General features: G+C 62.1%; 16 protein-coding genes. 14 read left to right on the top strand and 2 right to left on the bottom strand.

All coding sequences use genetic code 11. The annotated features are described in order from the left end of the window. Positions 1-20 precede the first annotated feature (20 nt). The 12 genes from ABS761_RS10515 (at position 21) to ABS761_RS10570 (ending at position 14,501) form a co-directional block, all read left to right on the top strand. Positions 21-644: an acetyltransferase gene (locus tag ABS761_RS10515; RefSeq protein ID WP_350408266.1), complete on the top strand. Its 624-nt coding sequence runs from the start codon at positions 21-23 to the stop codon at positions 642-644. A gap of 34 nt (positions 645-678) precedes the next feature. Continuing rightward, positions 679-1,863, top strand: coding sequence for a DegT/DnrJ/EryC1/StrS family aminotransferase (locus tag ABS761_RS10520; protein WP_350408267.1), 1,185 nt, complete (start codon positions 679-681; stop codon positions 1,861-1,863). A 10-nt stretch (positions 1,864-1,873) separates the two neighbouring features. After that, positions 1,874-3,700 (top strand): polysaccharide biosynthesis protein, encoded by a 1,827-nt coding sequence (locus tag ABS761_RS10525; protein WP_350408268.1) that lies wholly within the window; start codon positions 1,874-1,876, stop codon positions 3,698-3,700. A gap of 127 nt (positions 3,701-3,827) precedes the next feature. After that, positions 3,828-4,883: a DUF4351 domain-containing protein gene (locus ABS761_RS10530; protein WP_350408269.1), complete on the top strand. Its 1,056-nt coding sequence runs from the start codon at positions 3,828-3,830 to the stop codon at positions 4,881-4,883. Between the two features lie 106 nt (positions 4,884-4,989). Then, positions 4,990-5,559, top strand: coding sequence for a Wadjet anti-phage system protein JetD domain-containing protein (locus ABS761_RS10535; protein WP_350408270.1), 570 nt, complete (start codon positions 4,990-4,992; stop codon positions 5,557-5,559). Positions 5,560-5,926: 367 nt separating this feature from the next. Beyond that, on the top strand, positions 5,927-7,279 hold the full coding sequence (locus tag ABS761_RS10540; RefSeq protein WP_350408271.1) for an MmgE/PrpD family protein: 1,353 nt from the start codon (positions 5,927-5,929) through the stop codon (positions 7,277-7,279). 58 nt (positions 7,280-7,337) lie between these two features. After that, on the top strand, positions 7,338-8,093 hold the full coding sequence (locus tag ABS761_RS10545) for an SDR family NAD(P)-dependent oxidoreductase (RefSeq protein WP_350408272.1): 756 nt from the start codon (positions 7,338-7,340) through the stop codon (positions 8,091-8,093). Between the two features lie 226 nt (positions 8,094-8,319). After that, the gene (locus tag ABS761_RS10550; RefSeq protein ID WP_350408273.1) at positions 8,320-9,444 is read left to right on the top strand and encodes an ABC transporter substrate-binding protein; all 1,125 of its coding nucleotides are present in this window, start codon (positions 8,320-8,322) and stop codon (positions 9,442-9,444) included. An 83-nt stretch (positions 9,445-9,527) separates the two neighbouring features. Further along, the gene (locus ABS761_RS10555; RefSeq protein WP_350408274.1) at positions 9,528-11,432 is read left to right on the top strand and encodes an ABC transporter permease; all 1,905 of its coding nucleotides are present in this window, start codon (positions 9,528-9,530) and stop codon (positions 11,430-11,432) included. Next, a complete protein-coding gene (locus tag ABS761_RS10560; RefSeq protein ID WP_350408275.1) occupies positions 11,429-12,247 on the top strand; it encodes an ABC transporter ATP-binding protein in 819 nt (272 codons plus the stop codon). The genes ABS761_RS10555 and ABS761_RS10560 overlap by 4 nt, the downstream gene beginning before the upstream one ends. 13 nt (positions 12,248-12,260) lie before the next feature. Beyond that, positions 12,261-12,965: an ABC transporter ATP-binding protein gene (locus tag ABS761_RS10565; RefSeq protein ID WP_350408276.1), complete on the top strand. Its 705-nt coding sequence runs from the start codon at positions 12,261-12,263 to the stop codon at positions 12,963-12,965. Positions 12,966-13,109: 144 nt separating this feature from the next. Next, positions 13,110-14,501, top strand: coding sequence for a sigma-54 interaction domain-containing protein (locus ABS761_RS10570; RefSeq protein WP_350408277.1), 1,392 nt, complete (start codon positions 13,110-13,112; stop codon positions 14,499-14,501). 6 nt (positions 14,502-14,507) lie between these two features. Here ABS761_RS10570 and ABS761_RS10575 read toward each other — a convergent pair whose 3' ends face one another. Both ABS761_RS10575 and ABS761_RS10580 read right to left on the bottom strand, forming a co-directional pair. Continuing rightward, positions 14,508-14,912, bottom strand: coding sequence for an alpha/beta fold hydrolase (locus ABS761_RS10575; protein WP_350408278.1), 405 nt, complete (start codon positions 14,910-14,912; stop codon positions 14,508-14,510). A gap of 43 nt (positions 14,913-14,955) precedes the next feature. Continuing rightward, on the bottom strand, positions 14,956-15,648 hold the full coding sequence (locus tag ABS761_RS10580; RefSeq protein WP_350408279.1) for a GntR family transcriptional regulator: 693 nt from the start codon (positions 15,646-15,648) through the stop codon (positions 14,956-14,958). A gap of 227 nt (positions 15,649-15,875) precedes the next feature. On the opposite strand from ABS761_RS10580, the gene ABS761_RS10585 reads away from it, so the two are divergent. Both ABS761_RS10585 and ABS761_RS10590 read left to right on the top strand, forming a co-directional pair. Further along, positions 15,876-17,099, top strand: a complete 1,224-nt coding sequence (locus ABS761_RS10585) for an ABC transporter substrate-binding protein (RefSeq protein ID WP_350408280.1) — start codon at positions 15,876-15,878, stop codon at positions 17,097-17,099. A 67-nt stretch (positions 17,100-17,166) separates the two neighbouring features. Beyond that, positions 17,167-18,069 carry a branched-chain amino acid ABC transporter permease gene (locus ABS761_RS10590; protein WP_350408281.1) on the top strand — a complete coding sequence of 301 codons (903 nt, stop codon included), beginning with the start codon at positions 17,167-17,169 and terminating at the stop codon, positions 18,067-18,069. Positions 18,070-18,071: the final 2 nt, after the last annotated feature.

An 18,071-nucleotide genomic window follows, 5' to 3' on the forward strand; every position in this document is an offset into this window, starting at 1 on the left:
TGGGGAATTAGGGGGGATGAATGAAACGACTGGCAATCCTAGGCGCCAGCGGCCATGGCAAGGTGGTCGCCGAGGTGGCCTTGAGCGCGGGCTGGGCCAGCGTGGATTTCTATGATGACGCGTGGCCGGGCAAGCGGCGTAGCGGCAAATGGGTGATTTCGGGTGACACCTCGGCGTTCCTGAAGGACCCGGGGCGTTTCGACGGCGCGGCGGTGGCCATCGGCAACAACGCGATCCGGATGAAAGTCATCTGGCAGTTGCAGGCGGCCGGGATCGAGCTGGCGACCCTCGTGCATCCTTCCGCCATGATCAGCGACTCTGCGCGCCTGGGCGCCGGGGCCGTGGCCATGGCTGGCGCGGTGGTCAATGCCGACGCCGTTGTCGGCGCCGGTGTGATCTTGAATACCCTTTGCAGCGTGGATCATGACTGCGTGCTGGGCGATGGCGTGCATATCAGTCCCGGCGCGCACCTGGCCGGTGACGTCCGGGTGGGCGAGCAGTCCTGGGTGGGGATCGGGGTGTCGATCCGCCAGGGGGTGACAGTGGGCCGCCTAGTGACGATCGGGGCGGGCGCTGCCGTGGTGTGCGATATCGCGGATAATCTGACGGTGGCGGGCGTGCCCGCCAAGGAATTGATCCGTTGATGACCCCTCCCCCACCAGACATTAGAAGACAACCGTGCTGAATACCCCGTTTCCACCCTGGCCGTCCTTTACCCCCGAGGAGGCCGACGCTGTTCGCGACGTCGTTTTGTCGAACCGTGTGAACTACTGGACCGGCCAAGAGTGCCGCGAGTTCGAACGCGAGTTTGCCGCCTGGTCGGGCACCCGTCATGCGATTGCCCTGGCCAACGGCACGGTGGCCCTGGACCTGGCGCTGGCGGGCCTGGGCATTGGGCCCGGCGACGAGGTGGTTGTCACGCCGCGCACGTTCCTCGCCTCGGTGTCCTGTGTGGTGAACGCCGGCGCTCGGCCGGTGTTCGCCGATGTCGACTCGGATTCCCAGAACCTGACCGCCGGGGCCATCCGCGCGGTGCTGACGCCGCGCACGCGGGCGGTGATCTGTGTGCACTTGGCGGGCTGGCCCTGCGATATGGATCCCATCATGGAGCTGGCCCGCGAACACGGCTTGCTGGTGATCGAGGACTGTGCCCAGGCCCATGGCGCGCGCTACAAGGGGCGCCCCGTGGGGTCGATCGGTCATGTGGGCGCCTGGTCGTTTTGCCAGGACAAGGTCATGACCACCGGCGGCGAGGGCGGCATGGTCACGACCGACGACGCGGATTTGTGGAAGCGGATGTGGGCCTACAAGGATCATGGAAAATCCTGGGACGCGGTCTATGAGCGACAGCATCCGCCGGGCTATCGCTGGCTGCATGAGTCATTCGGCACCAATTGGCGGATGATCGAGGTGCAGGCGGCCATTGGGCGCATCCAATTGCGCCGCATGGATGTTTGGCACGAGGCGCGCCTGCGCCACGCACGGCGGATTTGGGAGGCCGCGCGCGCCCTGCCAGGCCTGCGCGTGCCCGAGGTGCCCGAGGGCATCGATCATGCGGCCTATAAATGCTATGTCTTTCTGCGGCCCGAGGCGCTGGCGCCTGACTGGTCGCGTGAACGCATTTTGCGCGAAATCTCGGACCAGGGCGTCCCGGCGTATTCGGGGTCCTGTTCCGAGGTTTATCTGGAAAAGGCTTTCGATGGCACGGATTTCCGGCCCGCGCAGCGCCTGCCGATCGCGCGCGAACTGGGCGACACCAGCTTGATGTTCCTGGTGCATCCGACCCTGGCCGACGAGCATATCGATCGGACTTGCGAGGTGCTGGGCGCCGTCATGCGGCGGGCCTGCGGCGTGACGGCCTGAAGGGGGCGGGATGAATATCCGCTTGCTCCTGGTCTTTGCCTTCGATCTGCTGATGGTGGTGGTCGCCTGGGTGGTCAGTTTCCTGCTGCGCTTCAACCTGGAATGGCCCGGTGCCTTTCGGGAGGAGATCGTCTACGGGGTGCTGATCCTGCTGCCGGTGCAATTGCTGGCGTGCCGCTGGGCGGGCCTGTATCGGGGCATGTGGGGTTTTGCCAGCCTGCCCGATCTGCGCCGCCTGCTCAAGGCCGTGCTGGTGTCGCTGGTGGCGGTGCTGCTGCTGACCATGTACTCCAAGCCCTACTTGCTGATCCCGCGGTCCATGGCGGTGCTGTATCCGCTGCTCTTGCTGGTGCTGATGGGCGGCGCGCGGATCGCCGGGCGGATGTGGAAAGAGCGGTTGCTGGTCCATGGCGTGCGCAAGGCCGGCCGGCCGGTGATTATCGTCGGCGCCGGCACGGCGGGCGCCATGCTGCTGCGCGAACTCGCCCGCAGCGCCGATTGGTCGGTGGTTGCCATGGTGGACGATGATCGCCACAAGCGAGGGCTCGAGATCTCGGGCTGCCGGGTCGAAGGCAGCACCGAGGACCTGCCCGCGGTGCTGCGGCGCCACGAGGCACGCCATGTGATTCTCGCCATGCCCTCGGCACCCGCCGAGGTCTTGCAGCGGGTGACGCGCCTGGCCACCGACGCCGGGGCGGCGCTGTTCACGATTCCGGGTCTGGCCGAGCTCATGAGCGGCCGGGTCGCCATCAATATGATGCGCCCCGTCAAGATCGAGGATTTGCTGGGCCGCGAATCCGTGCGCATCGATAGCCATAATGTCCAGGCCATGCTGGCCGGCAAGCGCATTCTCGTCACCGGCGCGGGCGGCTCGATCGGCAGCGAGCTGTGCCGCCAGTTGTCGCGCTTCGACCCGGCCTGCGTCGTGCTGCTCGAGGCCAGTGAATTCGCGCTCTATATGGTCGAGCAGTGGTTTGGCGAGCATCGCCCCGAGGTGTCCATCGTGCGCCTGGCGGGCGATGTCAAGGATACGGCGCGCATGGCGCAGGTGTTCGCCGAGCACCGGCCCGAGGTGATCTTTCATGCGGCGGCCTACAAGCACGTGCCCCTGATGGAGGTTGGCAACGCCTGGCAGGCGGTCCGCAACAACGTCCTGGGCACTCTGGTGGTGGCGCGCGCCGCGCGCGATGCGGGTGCGGAACGCTTTGTCCTGATCTCGACCGACAAGGCGGTCAATCCGACCAATGTCATGGGTGCCACCAAGCGCATGGCGGAAATGGTCTGCGAGATCATGCAGAACGGAGGCGGCGGCACGCGTTTCCACATCGTGCGCTTTGGCAATGTGCTGGGCAGCACGGGCAGTGTCATTCCCAAGTTCCAGTCCCAGATCGCCCATGGCGGCCCGGTCACCGTCACCCACCCCGAGATCAATCGCTATTTCATGTCCATTCCCGAGGCGGCTCAGCTCGTGCTGCAGGCCGCGGCGATGGGGCGCGGCGGCGAGATCTTCGTCCTGGACATGGGCGAGCCGGTCCGGATCGTGGACCTGGCTCGCAATATGATCCGCCTGTCGGGTTTCACCGAGGACGAGATCCGCATCGAGTTCACCGGCTTGCGGCCGGGGGAAAAGCTATACGAGGAATTGCTCGCGGATGCCGAGGAAACCTTGCCGACACTACATGAAAAGCTGCGCATCGCGCGGCCCCGCCGCGTGCCCGACGGCCTGTATGAGGAGGTGCGGGCTTGGGTCGGGTCCGAGGTGCCGCTGGACGACGAGGCGGTCCGCGTGGGGCTGAAGCGCTGGGTGCCGGAGTACGAGCCTAGCCAATATAGCTGATTCCGGTGCCGCCGGCGGATCTCCTTGTCTTCGTACTTCTCGCAGTGGCCAAACAGCCCACTTGAACGTCCATGGGGCGGCGTCCTCGGCCATGATGGGCACTCCCCATTCATGCGAGGGTGCCCCCATGGGCCTCGATACCGCCGGCAGGGCCGACGATCACGACAGCCCCTGGAAAGAGGCGCTCGAGGTCTTCCTGCCCCAGTGCCTGGCCCTGTTCGCCCCGACGCTGCATGCCAGCATCGACTGGTCACATCCGCCGCAGTTTTTGGATAAAGAACTGCAGGCTATCGCCGGGCCTCGACGACGGATCCTGCCTGAATCGTCCGGCGGGCCGGAAGCAGCATCAGGCCATAGCCGCGCCCACCCACCGAACGACGGCGCGAGCCAAACCTCCGGCCGCCTCTACACCGACAAGCTCATCCTCGTGCGCTGCCTCGATGGCCGGTTCGCCAGGCTGCTGATCCACGTCGAGGTCCAGGGCGGCGCCACCGGCCCCAAGGCCAGGCGCCTCTTTGCCCGGCGCATGTATCAGTATCGCTACCGCCTCGAGGACCGCTACGGCGGATCCGGCAATCACGCCCTCTACAGCCTGGGCATCCTCACCACCAGCCGCGGCGGCGATTCACACCTGGTTCACCACGACGAGTTCCTCGGCCAGGGGGTGCGGTTCACCTTTCCGGTGGTGCACATGGCACAATGGCTGGACCGCTGGGACGCCCTCGAGGCCCTGGCACCCTCCAATCCGTTTGCCGTGGTCGTCATGGCGCAGTTGACCGCCCTGCGGTTTCGCCGCAAGGCGGCAAGGCTCGACCCCAAGGTCGACCTCATGCGCCGCCTGGCCGGCTACGGATACGCCCGCGGCGACATCGACGCCCTGGCCCGGCTGGTCGACTGGATGATCGCGCTGCCCGAGGCGCTGGAACCAGACTACATGCGGGCATTGGAAGCCCTGGAACAGGAGCATGCAATGACATACATCACCACACCCGAGCGGGTCTATCTCAGACGCGAGCGCGTTGAGGGGCAGGCCGAGCTGCTGCTGCGGCAATTGGGCCACAAGTTCGGCGCCATCCCCGGTACTGCGACCGAACGCGTCCGCGCGGCGACCGCCGAGCAGCTCGAGACCTGGTCGCTGAATATCCTCGACGCCACGACTCTGGGCGAGGTGTTCGGCGACTGAGCTCATATCCGCTTGCCAGGATTGAGGGCGGTGGCCGTTTCCCGTGCGGAGGGCTGCCCACCCGCGAGTCGCTCCTGAGCTTGAGCACAATACGCGAGGTTGCGCAGTGGGTCGATGGCAACCAGTTGCGTGGCCTGCTGCGCCACCCAGGAGCAGTAAGAGCGCGGATTTACAAGGTGCTCGTGATCACCGTTCCAAAATCGAGCAACGGCAGGCGGATGCCGGGGAATCGCGCGCGCAGGCCTTGGGCGAGCATCAGCTCAGTGTTGAATCATGCAATAGCCACCAGCAAATTATGCGCGATTGGGTCCAGGGCAGCATCGATGCCGTCGACAAGCGCCTGGCGCGCAGCCGCTGGCTGGACCAGTGTCGGCTGCATTACTGGGGTGATATCGATACCCATGGGTTTGGCATTCTTGATCGGCTACGCGGCCATTTTAGGCATGTCGAATCCTTTCTGATGGACCGCGCGACCCTGGATGCACATGAATCGGCGTGGGGCATCGAGGACACACCTTTGAGCACAGAGTTGAGGCGCTTGGATGAGGCCGAGCGGACACTGTATGACGACTTGCGATCCCAGCGGATCTGGTGTGGTTTACAACTGAGGCTGGAGCAAGAGCACATCGATTTTGACAGGGTAAAGAAGGCATTGGATACGCTGTCGGCCCATTAGTCCGGCCGTGGCCCGGCAATTGACCGGCTTCGGGTGTGACGAGCCATATATCCCGCCGGCATCAAACACCATAGTCTCGCCTGGATAATATCCAGCGCCGAGGCGCTCTTGTGTTTGGCTATTACATTTTCATGACTGAATTTGGCCATGATTCTGTCGCATACGTGCCAGCAAAATAAATTGCGCTTCTATACGCTGATCTCGTATCGAATCAGATCAGCAAATCTCAGCAGCGTCAGCAGCTGCTCATCTCTAGCCCGTCGTTTACTGTCCGCGAGATTCGTCAGGTTTGCCTGACGAGTGCGGACGCGTGCCCCGCAGTTTTGAAGCTATTAGTACGTGACACATCTATGCAAGGAGGCATATCGTGAGCACAGAAGTAGCAGATACCCTAGCGACGTTTGCGGCAAACCTCAAATATGAGGACATTCCCGAGGAGGTGGTCGACTACACAAAATTTCTAGCGCTCAAGACCATCAGCGGTATGGTCGCCGGCTCGATCCACCCGTCGGGGGTCAGGGCTGCAAGCGTCATCAAGCGTAAAAACCTTCCACAAGAAATTACGTTGATCCACAGTGGATTCAAGACGTCTCTATGGGAGGCGATTTTCCTGAACGCGTTTTATGCGCATGTTCAGGAACTGGAGGATGACCGCATCGGCGGCGGCGTGTCCTGGGACATCACCGTGGTCGCCATCATCCTTGCCTTGGCCGAGCGGTACAAGCTTTCAGGGCGGGACACCCTCCTCGCCATGGTCGTCGGGCTGGAGCTGCATACCCGGACTTGTCTGTTTTCCGCGGAACACATAGGGCTTACCGTTGTGCCAGGGGCGGTCGGGCCGGCGGCCGGTGCAGCCAAGGCGATCGGTCTGGATGCGCATCAAACAGCCATGGCGATGGGCCTTGCGCTATCCAGCGCCAATCTTTCATTCGTCAACTTTGGCACCGACACGCATTTCTTTGAATCCTCGATTCATTCCGTTCAGGCGGTTGCGGCGGCCGAGATGGCGAGCGTGGGCCTGACCAGCAATCCCGATATCGCCAGATACCTGGACGGTTTGTTGGGCAAGGGCAAGATAAATCCGGAGGACTACACCCGGGACCTCGGGGAGCGCTGGCTCCTGACGGAGATCATGATCAAGAAGTACCCCTGCTGCTTCATGATTCATCGGCAGGTGGATTCGCTGTTTGAAATCATGCGCTCCAACAACCTGTCGCAAGACGATGTCAAGCGAATCCACGTTCACGCGACCCCTGGGGACAAGCTGTGCAACCGGCCGGATCCTAAGACTGAGGGCGAGATGCAGTTCAGTTTCCAGCATACCTTGGGCGCGGCTCTGGTGCGGGGCGTGCTTTCGCTGGACGAATTCAAGGCATCGGCAGCGGCCGATCCGGAGCTGCTGGCGGCGCGCGCAAAGGTGGAGGTGACGATGGATCCGGACGGGTCGCAATTTGTCATGGTGGATCCCTCCCGCATTACCGTCACCACGTGGTCGGGTATGGAGTTCAGTGATGAGCGCTTGCATCCGGTGGGGTCGAAGCAAGATCCGCTGACGCTCGAGGGCATGAGAAAGGTCTACCGGCAGTACGTCGGCGATCTGTATTCCCCGCAGGATGCCGAGCGTGTCGCGGAGCTTGTCCTGGGTTTGGATCGCCTGGACGACATTTCGTCCCTCATGGAAATCCTGGCACAGAGTGACACTGAGCTTGTCAGCGGTTGAGCGTGCATCTCAGGAATACCGGCATCTTGTGCAAGCCGGCTCATCAATTGAGGTTGTCATGAAGCGTCTACAAGACAAAGTGGCTGTCATCACGGGGGCCGGCAACGGGATCGGTGCCGAGGCGGCCTCCTTGTTTGCCGGCGAAGGCGCAATGGTCGTCGTGGCGGATATTGCGGGCGACGCCGCCCGAGGCGTTTGCGAGCGCATCAGGGCCCGCGGCGACAGGGCGCTGGCCGTGACGGTGGACGTCACGGAGGCGGAAAGTGTCAAGACCCTGATGGACGCGACTGTGGAGGCGTTCGGGACCATCGATGTCCTGTACAACAATGCGGGCGGCTCCAGGCCGGGGGATGGCACAGTCGTGGAGGTGGAAATGGATGTGTTCTGGCGGACGATAAAAGTCGATCTCCTGGGAACCTTTCTGGGCTGCAAGTTTGCGATTCCATGGATGCGGAAGGCCGGTGGCGGCGCGATTGTCAACATGGTCTCCAGCGTTGCGTTGATGGGGACGCCGGGGGTCGATTGCTATACCGCCGCCAAGGGAGGGGTGGCGGCGCTCACCCGATCCATGGCCGTGACTTATGCGGCGGATGGAATCCGGGTCAATGCCATTGCACCGACGACGACTTTAACGCAAAGAATTATAGAAAAGCTCAAGAGCAATCCCACGGCGCAGCGGCTCAGCGCAAAAAACCTGCTGGGGGAACCGCTGCCGGTGGATATTGCGCACGCGGCGCTTTTTCTTGCGTCGGCGGATGCCAGGATGACGACCGGCTCTATTTTCCCGGTCGATAGCGGGACGTTGATTTATTAGCCGAGGAGTTTTGCCGCGCACTACGATGCGTTCGTTCTGATAGGTGGCCTGCCGTGGAGGACGAATCGCATGGGGTGGTCGGGAGGCGTGTTATTGCACTGTCGGGAGGATGTTCCTTGAGGCGGCGGGAGTGAGTCTTTGCCTGTGTGAAAGACAAAGAATGGACAGCAGGGTGGTACGCGCGGTAGATCTCGAATAATGGGCTTGAGCCCGCAGGAGACACGATATGATGCAGCGTAGACAGATTCTGGCCATGGTGGTGGGAAGTGCGATTGCCGGACTCGCAGCCGGCGCGGGGGCGCAGGACGTCATAAAGATCGGTGCGATTGCGCCGTTGACTGGTAATTTTGCGCCGGTGGGACAGAGCCAGCTCAATGGCCTAGAGTTGCGTACCGAGGAAATCAATAAAGAGAACGGCAAATACAAGATAAAACTGATCGTGCATGATGACGCCAGCAAGTGCAATGAATCGGTGAATGCCACGATCGAGGTGCTGACCAAGGATAAGGTCACCGCGGTATTTGGCGCAACGAACAGCCCGTGCGCACTGGCGATGATCCCCTCCACGAGCAGGTATAAGGTGCCTCAGTTCACCTATGGCGTGGGTACGGCGCTGACCGAACAGGGGTCGAAGTGGATTTTCCGCATTGCGGTGGGTGCGCCGGGGCAATCCAGGGCACTGGCGAACTATGCCGTCCATGACCTGAAGCAGGACAAGATAGCGGTCCTGTACTCGGATGACGAGTATGGCGCTTCGATGGCGAACGGTTTCAAAAAGGCTTTGCAGGACCTCAAGCTGGAGCCGGCTGCGTTTGAGAGCTTCCCGATCAGCGATCAGGACTTTACCGGCCAACTCACCAAGGTCAAGGAGTCCGGTGCGACAGCTTTGTTTGCGACGGGTGTCTATACGGCGGTCGCCTTGATTGCGAAGCAGGCCAAGCAGATGGGCATGAATCTGCAGTTGCTGGGGGATACGGGCACGGCGACGCCCAAGTTCGCGGAGCTGGGCGGCAAGGATGTCGAAGGAACGATTCTCGTCGTTCCTTTTGATCCGGACTCGACGGCGCCAAAGGTGCGCAGCTTCGTTCAAAAATACAATGCGAAGTTCGGCAGGAATCCCGGAGGGTGGGAGGCCGAGGTGTACGACGCCCTTTCCATGATCTACGAAGCGGTCAATAAGTCCGGCGAGAACACACCAGAGGCGGTACGCAAGTACGTCTCGGGCCTGACGCCCGAACATCCTTACGTCGGTGTGCTGGGCGAGTGGAAGTTCGACCAGAAGGGAAATGCGGACTTTCCCTTGTACATGGTCAAGATCGAGGGCGGAAAGCAGGTCGTGGTATCGAAGTGATGCCTGAGGTTGCACCCACCATGTGCAGCCCCGGCGTTCCTGGTTAGAGGATGCGGGGCTGCCATTCTCGGCGAGTACGGGATATGGAAGCACAGACGGTTGTACAGTTGTTCATATCGGGCGTCACGATAGGATGTATTTACAGCCTGGTTGCGCTGGGCTTTGCCATCACGCTGCGCGCAACCGAGCTGTTCAATTTCGCTCATGGCGAGATGGTCATGCTGGGGGCGCTGCTCGGCTACACGCTCGTCACGACCCTGGGCGTGCAGTTCTTGTATGCGTTCTTGAGCGCGACCCTGGTGCTGGCGCTCACCGGGATTCTGATTGAGCGAACCATCCTGCGGCCCATGCTGCGCCGCAAGTCCCCATTGTTGAATCTGCTGATTGCGACGCTGGGCATTTCCGTCATGCTGCAGGCCACCGCGATCATCCTGTGGGGCAGGGAGCCGTTGAAGTATGCGCTGGATCTCGGCGACCCCGTTTCCTTGTTCGGCGTGCGTGTCGAGCCGATCAATCTCTGGATCATTTTCCTGAGTTTTCTGCTGATGGTGGCGTTGCAATGGTTCCTGCGCAGGACGAGGATGGGCATCGCATGGCGCGCCGCCTCCCTCGACCCGAACACGGCGCAGTTGTACGGGATGAATCGCAATGTGAATGTGGCGCTGACCTTTGGGATAAGCGCTGGCCTCGGGGGCGCGGCGGGCGTCCTGATCGCCCCTTTGTATTACGCATCATTTGGCCTCGGCCAGGCCGTGCTGATCAAGTCCTTTGCGGCGGCTGCGATCGGAGGGTTCGGCATCATCGGCACGGTTGCGGGCGGCCTGATCATCGGGCTGCTGGAAACGTTCGGTGCCGGCCTCATATCCTCAGAGTACAAGAACGTAATCCTTTATGGGCTGTTGCTCGTCATCCTGATGATTTTCTTTGCGCCCAAGGGACTGCAAGGGCGGGGCATCAGCGAGAGCCCGAGGATTCTGACTCGACTGGAACTGAGGCTGTTTACGCAGGTCGTCTCAGGGTGGGTGCGGCCCGCCGCCCTGGTGGCGATTGCCGCGCTCTGGGTGCTGAGTGTCGTTGGGCTTGATGTGTATGCGCTGCGCATCATGAATATTGCGTGCCTGTTTGCCATCGCGGCTCTGGGGCTGCAGGTAATCGTGGGCTATACGGGCATTTTCTCGTTCGGGCAGGGAGCTTTGTTCGGCGTTGGCGCGTACGCCTACGCCATCGTCAGCAACGCTTGGGGCACGCCCTTTGTCCTTACCGTGGCGCTAGCCGTCCTGGTCACGCTTTTGGTTGCGGTTCTGATCCTGCCGATATTCCGTTTGCGAGGACACTATGTAGCCGTGGGTACGTTGGTGATCGGCGAGATCATTGTGATCCTGATCAGCAACTGGAAGCAGTTGACAAACGGGGCCTATGGGATTTTCGGCATACAGCCGCCGAGCTTTGGCGGCTTCGTCCTCGATACCGATCAGAGTTTTTATGTCCTGGTGTCCATCGCGCTTTTCCTGACGTGGTTCTCTCTCGCGCGCATCATGAAATCGCGCTGGGGGCGGGCCATGCGGGCGGTGCGCGAGAACGAGCTCGCAGCCACCTCGTACGGGATTAGTCCGGCGAAGGTCAAAACGATTGCATTCTTGATCGGTGCGGCCTGCGCCGGGTTGGCGGGTGCCCTGTATGCCAGCTACGTCAGCTACATCAATCCTCACTATTTCGGCTTTGAGGCATCCGTGCAATTGGTGGTGATGGTGGTGATCGGCGGCCTGGGATCTCTCGGTGGAGCCATCATCGGCGCCGCGTTCGTGGGGTTGCTGCCGGAATTCCTGCGTTTTCTGGCGGAATACCGGCTGGTCATTTATGGCGGCCTGATCATCGGGTTCATGGTGGCGCTGCCGGGTGGGCTTGCCGACGTTTGGCGTGGCGCCGTGAGGAGGATCATTCACCGGCGGCTCTCCGTGGACGGGGCTCGGGCCGGGGAGGATCGGTGAGCATGGACATGTTGCTGGACGTGAGGGGCTTGACCAAGCGCTTTGGCGGACTGGTTGCGGTCAATGATGTGACGTTTGCGGTGGCGGGCGGCAGCATCCATGGTTTGATCGGCCCGAATGGGTCCGGAAAATCCACGATCTTCAACCTGATCACGGGTGTGATCGGTCCCGATAGCGGGCACGTCCGTCTGAATGGCGTGGACATGACCGGCGTGAGATGTGTGCGGAGGGTAGAGCACGGAATTGCGAGAACTTTCCAGAACATCGAGCTGTTCAACAATATGTCGGTGCTCGAGAACTGCATCATCGGCGGGTATCCCCTGGAGCGGTCCGGAATCCTGGCGTCGCTGATCAGAGGGCGGCGACTGAGGAACGAGGAGGCGCGGATTGAGGAAAAGGCGCGTGCCGCCCTTGCCACGGTCGGGCTGCGGGATATTGCGGATGAGCGCGCCCAGAATATTTCGTATGGCCATCAGCGGCTGCTCGAGATTGCGCGGGGGCTGATCAGCGATCCAAAGATTTTATTGCTGGACGAGCCGGCCGCCGGCATGAACCATGGGGAAACCCGTGAGCTGGTTCGGTACATCAAAGAAATCGGCGAGCGGGGCATCACCGTGTTGATCGTCGAACACAATATGAAGATGGTGATGAGTCTTTGCGAGCGTATTACGGTCTTGAATCATGGCTGTGTGATTGCGGATGGCACGCCCGCAGAGGTCCGCGAGAATGAGCATGTGATCGAGGCTTACCTGGGCAAGCGTGTCGGCCGAGCAGGGCGGGGTGCCCGGCCCGGCCCACAGGCCGCGACGAGCTGAATAGGAGATCACCATGCTCCGTGTACAGAATCTCAAGGTCGAATATGGGTCGATCGCCGCGCTGAGGGGAGTCTCATTCGATATCCCCGATGGAGCCATCGTGGCGCTCATTGGCGCGAATGGCGCCGGAAAAACCACGACCTTGAATACCATTTGCGGGCTGATATCGCCCAGGGAAGGAAGTATTGAGTGGGACCATGAGGACATCGCCGGCTTGCCACCGCATAAAGTCATCCGCAGGGGCATCGTACAAGTGCCTGAGGGGCGCAAGGTATTCCAGAACCTGACGGTTTACGAATGCCTGTTGATGGGAACCCTGGTGCGCACTGACAAGAAAGCCATAAAGCGGGACATCGAGCGGATGTACGAGATTTTTCCGCGACTGGCGGAGCGCAGGCATCAGTTGACCCAAACCTTGAGCGGCGGCGAACAGCAGATGGTCGCGTTCGCGCGTGCGCTGTTGGCCCAGCCCAGGCTCCTGTTGCTGGATGAGCCGTCGATGGGCTTGGCGCCGCAGATCGTGGAGGATGTCATGGAGCAGATCATGGGGGTGAATGAAAAGGGGGTCACGGTGCTGCTCGTGGAGCAGAACGCCGAGATGGCGCTCCAGATCAGCGATTGCGGGTATGTGCTGGAAACTGGCGAGATTGCGCTGCGCGGCACCGGCGAGGAATTGCTCGCGGACGAGCGGGTAAGGGAAGCCTACCTGGGCGTTTAATGGAGCCCGGGCGGAACGCCCCGCAACCATGCCGCTGTGGCCGGGATTGGCCGGGCTTATGCGGGCTGCGACATCGGTGCCACCCGCGCCCGCCACGATTCTGTATCATCGAAAGGCCAAGTCGGCGCATGCACGGAGACGGGAGTGGAATTTCAGAACGATGGCATGGAGCCGGAAGCCCCGGTCGGCACGAATGGCATGATCGTTCTGCTGGAAAAGATCCTCGACGTCATCCCCAACTGCCTGATCGCCATCAACAAGAGTGGGCGGGTCACCTACATCAACAATCAGTACTGTGCCCTGCTCGGCATGGAAAAGAGCGCGATCCTCGGGGCGCCGGTGACCTCGGTGATTTCGCCTGATACCCCCTTGCCACATGTCGCGCGCGGAGCGCCGCCGACTCACAATCAGACGTTGATGGTGCGCGGCCATCGTCTGCTGGTCAATCAGGTGCCCATCCGGTATGGCGATGAGGTCGTCGGGGCGGTCGGCATCGCGCTCTTTACCGAGGCCGAACAGATCATCGCCCTGGCGAGGCGCCTGTTCTCGATCGACATCAGCGGCAGCGCTCCGCAGCCCTACCACTGGATGGCGCGATACACCGGGGGCGACATCGTCGGGGCGAGCAAGCCGATCATTGCCTTGCGCGACAAGATCTTTCGCGCGGCCCAGACGATGGCGACCGTCTTGATCGTGGGGGAATCCGGGACGGGCAAGGAGCTGGTCGCCCATTCCATCCATGCGGCCTCCAGCCGCGCGGCACGGCCGTTCGTCCACATCAATTGCTCCGCGATTCCGCAGTCCCTCCTCGAGACCGAGCTGTTCGGATACGAGGGCGGGGCATTCACCGGCGCGCGCCCCAAGGGCCAGCCGGGCAAGTTCGAACTCGCCAACAGCGGGACCATATTCCTGGACGAGATCGGCGACATGCCGATGGAGATGCAGTCCGCGCTGCTGCGCGTGCTGCAAGAGCGCGAGATCGTGAGGATCGGCGGCTCGCGGCCAATACCCATTGATGTCCGCGTGATTTGCGCAACCCACCGGGATCTGCATCGCCGTGTGACCGAGGAACGCTTTCGCCTCGACCTGCTGTACCGGCTGAATATTTTTCAGATCGCCGTACCGGCGCTCAGGGAGCACCTCGAGGACATCCCCGCCTTGGTGGCGCACATCTTGCTGGGGCTGCGCAGAAAGAACAATTCGATGGAGGTCGGCGTGGCGCCCGAGGTGATCGAGCACCTGAAGTCGCATGACTGGCCCGGCAATATTCGTGAATTGCAGAATACGCTCGAGCACGCCGTCACGATGCTGGATGGGGACCGCCTGTTGTGCCGGCATCTGCCGCCGCTGCGGCAGAGTCCGATCTCGATGGCACCCAAGAGCGGGACGCTGCACGAGGCCGTGTCCTCGACTGAACGGACCGCCCTCGTCCACGCACTCTCTCAGGCGCAGGGGAACAAGTCCCGCGCGGCGCGCATCCTCCGGATCGACCGGACGTCCCTATACAAGAAGCTGCGCGCGCACGACCTGATCTAGGGGGCTCTAGTACGGTATCTTGTCGAGGAAGGCCAGCGCTGTCTGGTTGAACGTATGAGAGCGTTCGAGCATCGGAAAATGAGCGGCCTTGGGGATGATGTGGAGTTCGGATCCTGGTATGGCGTCATGCAGGAATTGCGACGAGGCGATCGGCGTGATTTCATCCTCTTCGCCGACGATGATCAGCGTGGGCACGGTCAGGCGGCTGAGCTTGTCGCGCACGTCGAAGCTGTCCAGCGAGCGGATGGCCGGCTCGGCGACGTGCCGGGGGGTCTTGATGACCTCGCGCTGCGCCCATTCCACGATCGCGCTGTCGGTATGGCTGGAAAAGCTGTGCACGATGACTTCCTTGCTGGCGGCGGCAGTGCCGATCTGCTGGATGCGGGTGATCACATTGTCCGCCTGGACCATGGGTCCGAGCCCGTGCGCGGTGGTGCGGCGGCGCCCCGCCTGTTTACATCGCCACGGTGCCTGGCGGCGTTTTTTGGCTCAATCGCTCATAGTTGTCACGCAGCAACAGTCCCGCGTAATAGACGTGCTCGCGCATGAGTTGCTCGGCGCGGGCGCCATCGCGCTCGACGACGGCGGCGACGATGCGGTGGTGGTCGTTGTGGGATCTGAGGATGACGCCATGGTCGTCCCATAGCATGATCCGGTCGGATGCGAAGGGCGCGGTCTGCGCCTGGGTGGCAAAGCGGGTGACCCAGGAGTTTTCGGCGGCTTTCAGCAGGGTGTCATGCAGCGCGATGTTCATTTGCTGATAGGGCTGGTGGTCCGCGGGCAGGAGCTCGCCCTTGCCCAGGATGGCGTCGCCCTGGGCAAGGCATGCCTTGAGTCTGCTGATCGCCAGGCTCGAGAGACCTTTCTGGGCCGCGCGCCGGCAGGCGAGCCCCTCGAGGACCGCGCGCACCTCGTAGGCGCCGATGATGTCCTCGTATTGGTAGACCCGTACGGTGTATCCACGCTTGGGCTGATGCTCGAGCAAGCCTTCGTTGCCCAGGTTCGCGAGCGCGGCGCGGATGGGGGTGCGCGAGACGCCGAGCTTTCCGGCCAGCGGTATTTCCTCGAGGCGCTCGCCCGGGGCCAGGATGCCTTGGAGGACCCAGCTTCTGAGCGTTTCAGTGACGTGGTCGGCTAATGTATTCATAAGAATATTGTATACATAAAAAAGGTGGACTAATAGAGGTGTTTCTTTCACGCCAGGGGCTAGGGCAAACACGGATAACCTGGCGAGAAGCCGGTATGCATAATTAACTGATATCAAGAACTGCTTGGGAAAAGCATGAGGGTTTTCCCGGGAAATCCTTCGATATCATTCTTCATGTATACATGAAAGGTCGAGGGCGCGCTTGTCAATCACAGCAAGGAGTCCAGATGAAATTCAACGCAATCAGGCGGGCGGCGGTGGGCATGGCGATGGTTGGCCTGGGCCTGGGACAGGCCGCACAGGCGGCAGAGCCCGGCATCACCGACACGACCATCCGGATCGGATTGTTCTCGCCGCTGTCGGGCAGCGGCATGGCCTACGGCTTCGATGTGGTCAACGCGGCCAAGATGTACTACGACAAGATCAACAAGGAAGGCGGGATCCACGGCCGCAAGATCGAACTGGTCATCGAGGACACGCGCTGCAACGCCAACGACCTGGTGGCGGCGGTCAAGAAGCTGGTCGAGCAGGACCATGTGTTCCTGCTCAACGGCGGTTCGTGCTCGGCGGCGGTGGTCGCGGCCAAGGAGTACGTCGAACGCGCCAAGGTCCCCTTTCTCATGCTGAACGCCTCGGGCGATGGCGCGCTGTATCCGCCCTCCAAGTACATCTATGGAGCCTTCTCGATCTCGCAGTACGCGGTGGGCGGTTCGGTGGTCGAGTTCGCGGTGGATCATTTCAAGGCCAAAAAGATCGGCTACATCAATCATGACGACGCCTATGGCGGCTGGAACCGGACGGCCGCCGAGTTCCAGGCCAAGCGCCACGACGGCGTCTCGCTCAGCGTGCAGTCGATCAACTCGAGCATCAACGACGTGACCGCGCCGATGCTCAAGGTGCGCGCCGCCAATCCCGATGTGCTGCTGTTGACGACCTACGCCCGTCCGGCCGCGCTGATCATCAAGAAGGCGCATGAGCTGGGCTGGGACAAGCCCATCGTGCTGACCGTCAACGGCACGGCCGACCTCACGCAACTGGTCGAGAATGTCGGCGGCGCGGCCGCGCTCAAGAACTTCTACATCCAGGACGTGGTGGCGGGGCTGCCATCGGATCCCAAGATGAAGTGGGTCTACGACATGTACAAGGAGTACTACCCGGACCTGGCGGCCAAGCCCGGGCACCCGCAAAGCTACATGGCCTATGGCCTGCCGCCGGCCATGACTGTCGTCCAGGCCCTCAAGGACGCGGGCCCCGAGCCGACACGTGAAAAGGTCCTGGCCGCATTGCAGAACTTCAAGCTGGACACCGGTGTGATGGCCGGCCCGATCGAGTTCACCCCGACCGACCATGCCGCGCAGAAGTCCGCCATTTATATGAAGTTCGACGGCCAGAACAGGGACCTGATCCCCGGTATCTTCAAGAGCGCCTGGACGTACACGGCGGGCAAGTGATGGCCGTGGTGTCGCGTGAGGGAATGCAGCGGCCGGCCGTCGGCGGACGGTGGTCGCGGAGCGTCGCATGAGTGTCTCGGATGTCTGGCTCTTTGTGCAGCAAGGGGTGCTGTCCGGCCTCGTGACCGGCAGCGTCTATGCCTTGCTGGCGGTGGCCGTCGTGATCGTGTTCAAGACGACCGACGTGCCCAATTTCGCGCAGGGAGAGATTTTCATGGTCGGCGGCTATGTGGCGCTGTTCATGATTCTGGTGCTGGGTTGGCACTATGCGCTGGTCATTCCGGCGACCTTGGCCGCCGTGGCGGTGATCTGCGCCCTGTTCCAGCGGGTGGTGATGGAGAGAGTCATCGCCGCCAAGGGGCTGGGAGTGCAGCTCGTGATCGCGACTCTGGGCCTGGCCTATGTGCTCAAGGGCGCGGTGCGCCAGACCGGCCTGGGGGATGCGCCGCGGTCGCTGCCGTCGCTGATCCCGCCCGATGCCGTGGTGATCGGCGACGCGGTGCTGACGCGCCTGGACTTGATGATCCTGTTCACGGCGGTGGCCGTCATGCTGGCCCTGTATGGCCTGTTCAATCACACGCGCGTCGGCAAGGCCATGCGGGCCGTCGGCATGAATCCCAAGGCCGCGCAGATCGTCGGCGTGAGCCTGGTGCGCATCCGCGTGCTGGTCTGGGCGCTGGCGGGGCTGATCTCGGCCGTGTCGGCCATCCTGATCACGCCCAAGATCCTGATCACGCCGGACATCGGCCACATCGCCATCCTCGCCTTTGCGGCTGCCATCGTGGGCGGCATCACCAGCATCCCCGGTGCGATCGTCGGTGGTTTCATCATCGGCGTGGTGGAAAATCTGGTGGGGCTGTTCATCTCGACCAACGCGATCGTGGTGGCGCCTTTCCTGGCGATCCTGATCGTGTTGATCGTGCGCCCGCAGGGGATTCTCGGCGGCAAGCTGCAGGTCAAGAAAGTATGAAG

This window comes from Castellaniella sp. GW247-6E4 (genome assembly GCF_040276065.1).
Taxonomy (GTDB): Bacteria; Pseudomonadota; Gammaproteobacteria; order Burkholderiales; family Burkholderiaceae_B; genus Castellaniella.

What these genes read in the sequence shown, in the direction of transcription:
- ABS761_RS10550 (WP_350408273.1), top strand. Translation starts at nt 8,320, where the DNA reads ATGATGCAGCGTAGACAGATTCTGGCCATGGTGGTGGGAAGTGCGATT.
- ABS761_RS10530 (WP_350408269.1), top strand. Translation starts at nt 3,828, where the DNA reads ATGGGCCTCGATACCGCCGGCAGGGCCGACGATCACGACAGCCCCTGG.
- ABS761_RS10580 (WP_350408279.1), bottom strand. Translation starts at nt 15,648, where the DNA reads ATGAATACATTAGCCGACCACGTCACTGAAACGCTCAGAAGCTGGGTC.
- ABS761_RS10555 (WP_350408274.1), top strand. Translation starts at nt 9,528, where the DNA reads ATGGAAGCACAGACGGTTGTACAGTTGTTCATATCGGGCGTCACGATA.
- ABS761_RS10575 (WP_350408278.1), bottom strand. Translation starts at nt 14,912, where the DNA reads ATGGTCCAGGCGGACAATGTGATCACCCGCATCCAGCAGATCGGCACT.
- ABS761_RS10525 (WP_350408268.1), top strand. Translation starts at nt 1,874, where the DNA reads ATGAATATCCGCTTGCTCCTGGTCTTTGCCTTCGATCTGCTGATGGTG.
- ABS761_RS10515 (WP_350408266.1), top strand. Translation starts at nt 21, where the DNA reads ATGAAACGACTGGCAATCCTAGGCGCCAGCGGCCATGGCAAGGTGGTC.
- ABS761_RS10585 (WP_350408280.1), top strand. Translation starts at nt 15,876, where the DNA reads ATGAAATTCAACGCAATCAGGCGGGCGGCGGTGGGCATGGCGATGGTT.
- ABS761_RS10565 (WP_350408276.1), top strand. Translation starts at nt 12,261, where the DNA reads ATGCTCCGTGTACAGAATCTCAAGGTCGAATATGGGTCGATCGCCGCG.
- ABS761_RS10590 (WP_350408281.1), top strand. Translation starts at nt 17,167, where the DNA reads ATGAGTGTCTCGGATGTCTGGCTCTTTGTGCAGCAAGGGGTGCTGTCC.
- ABS761_RS10545 (WP_350408272.1), top strand. Translation starts at nt 7,338, where the DNA reads ATGAAGCGTCTACAAGACAAAGTGGCTGTCATCACGGGGGCCGGCAAC.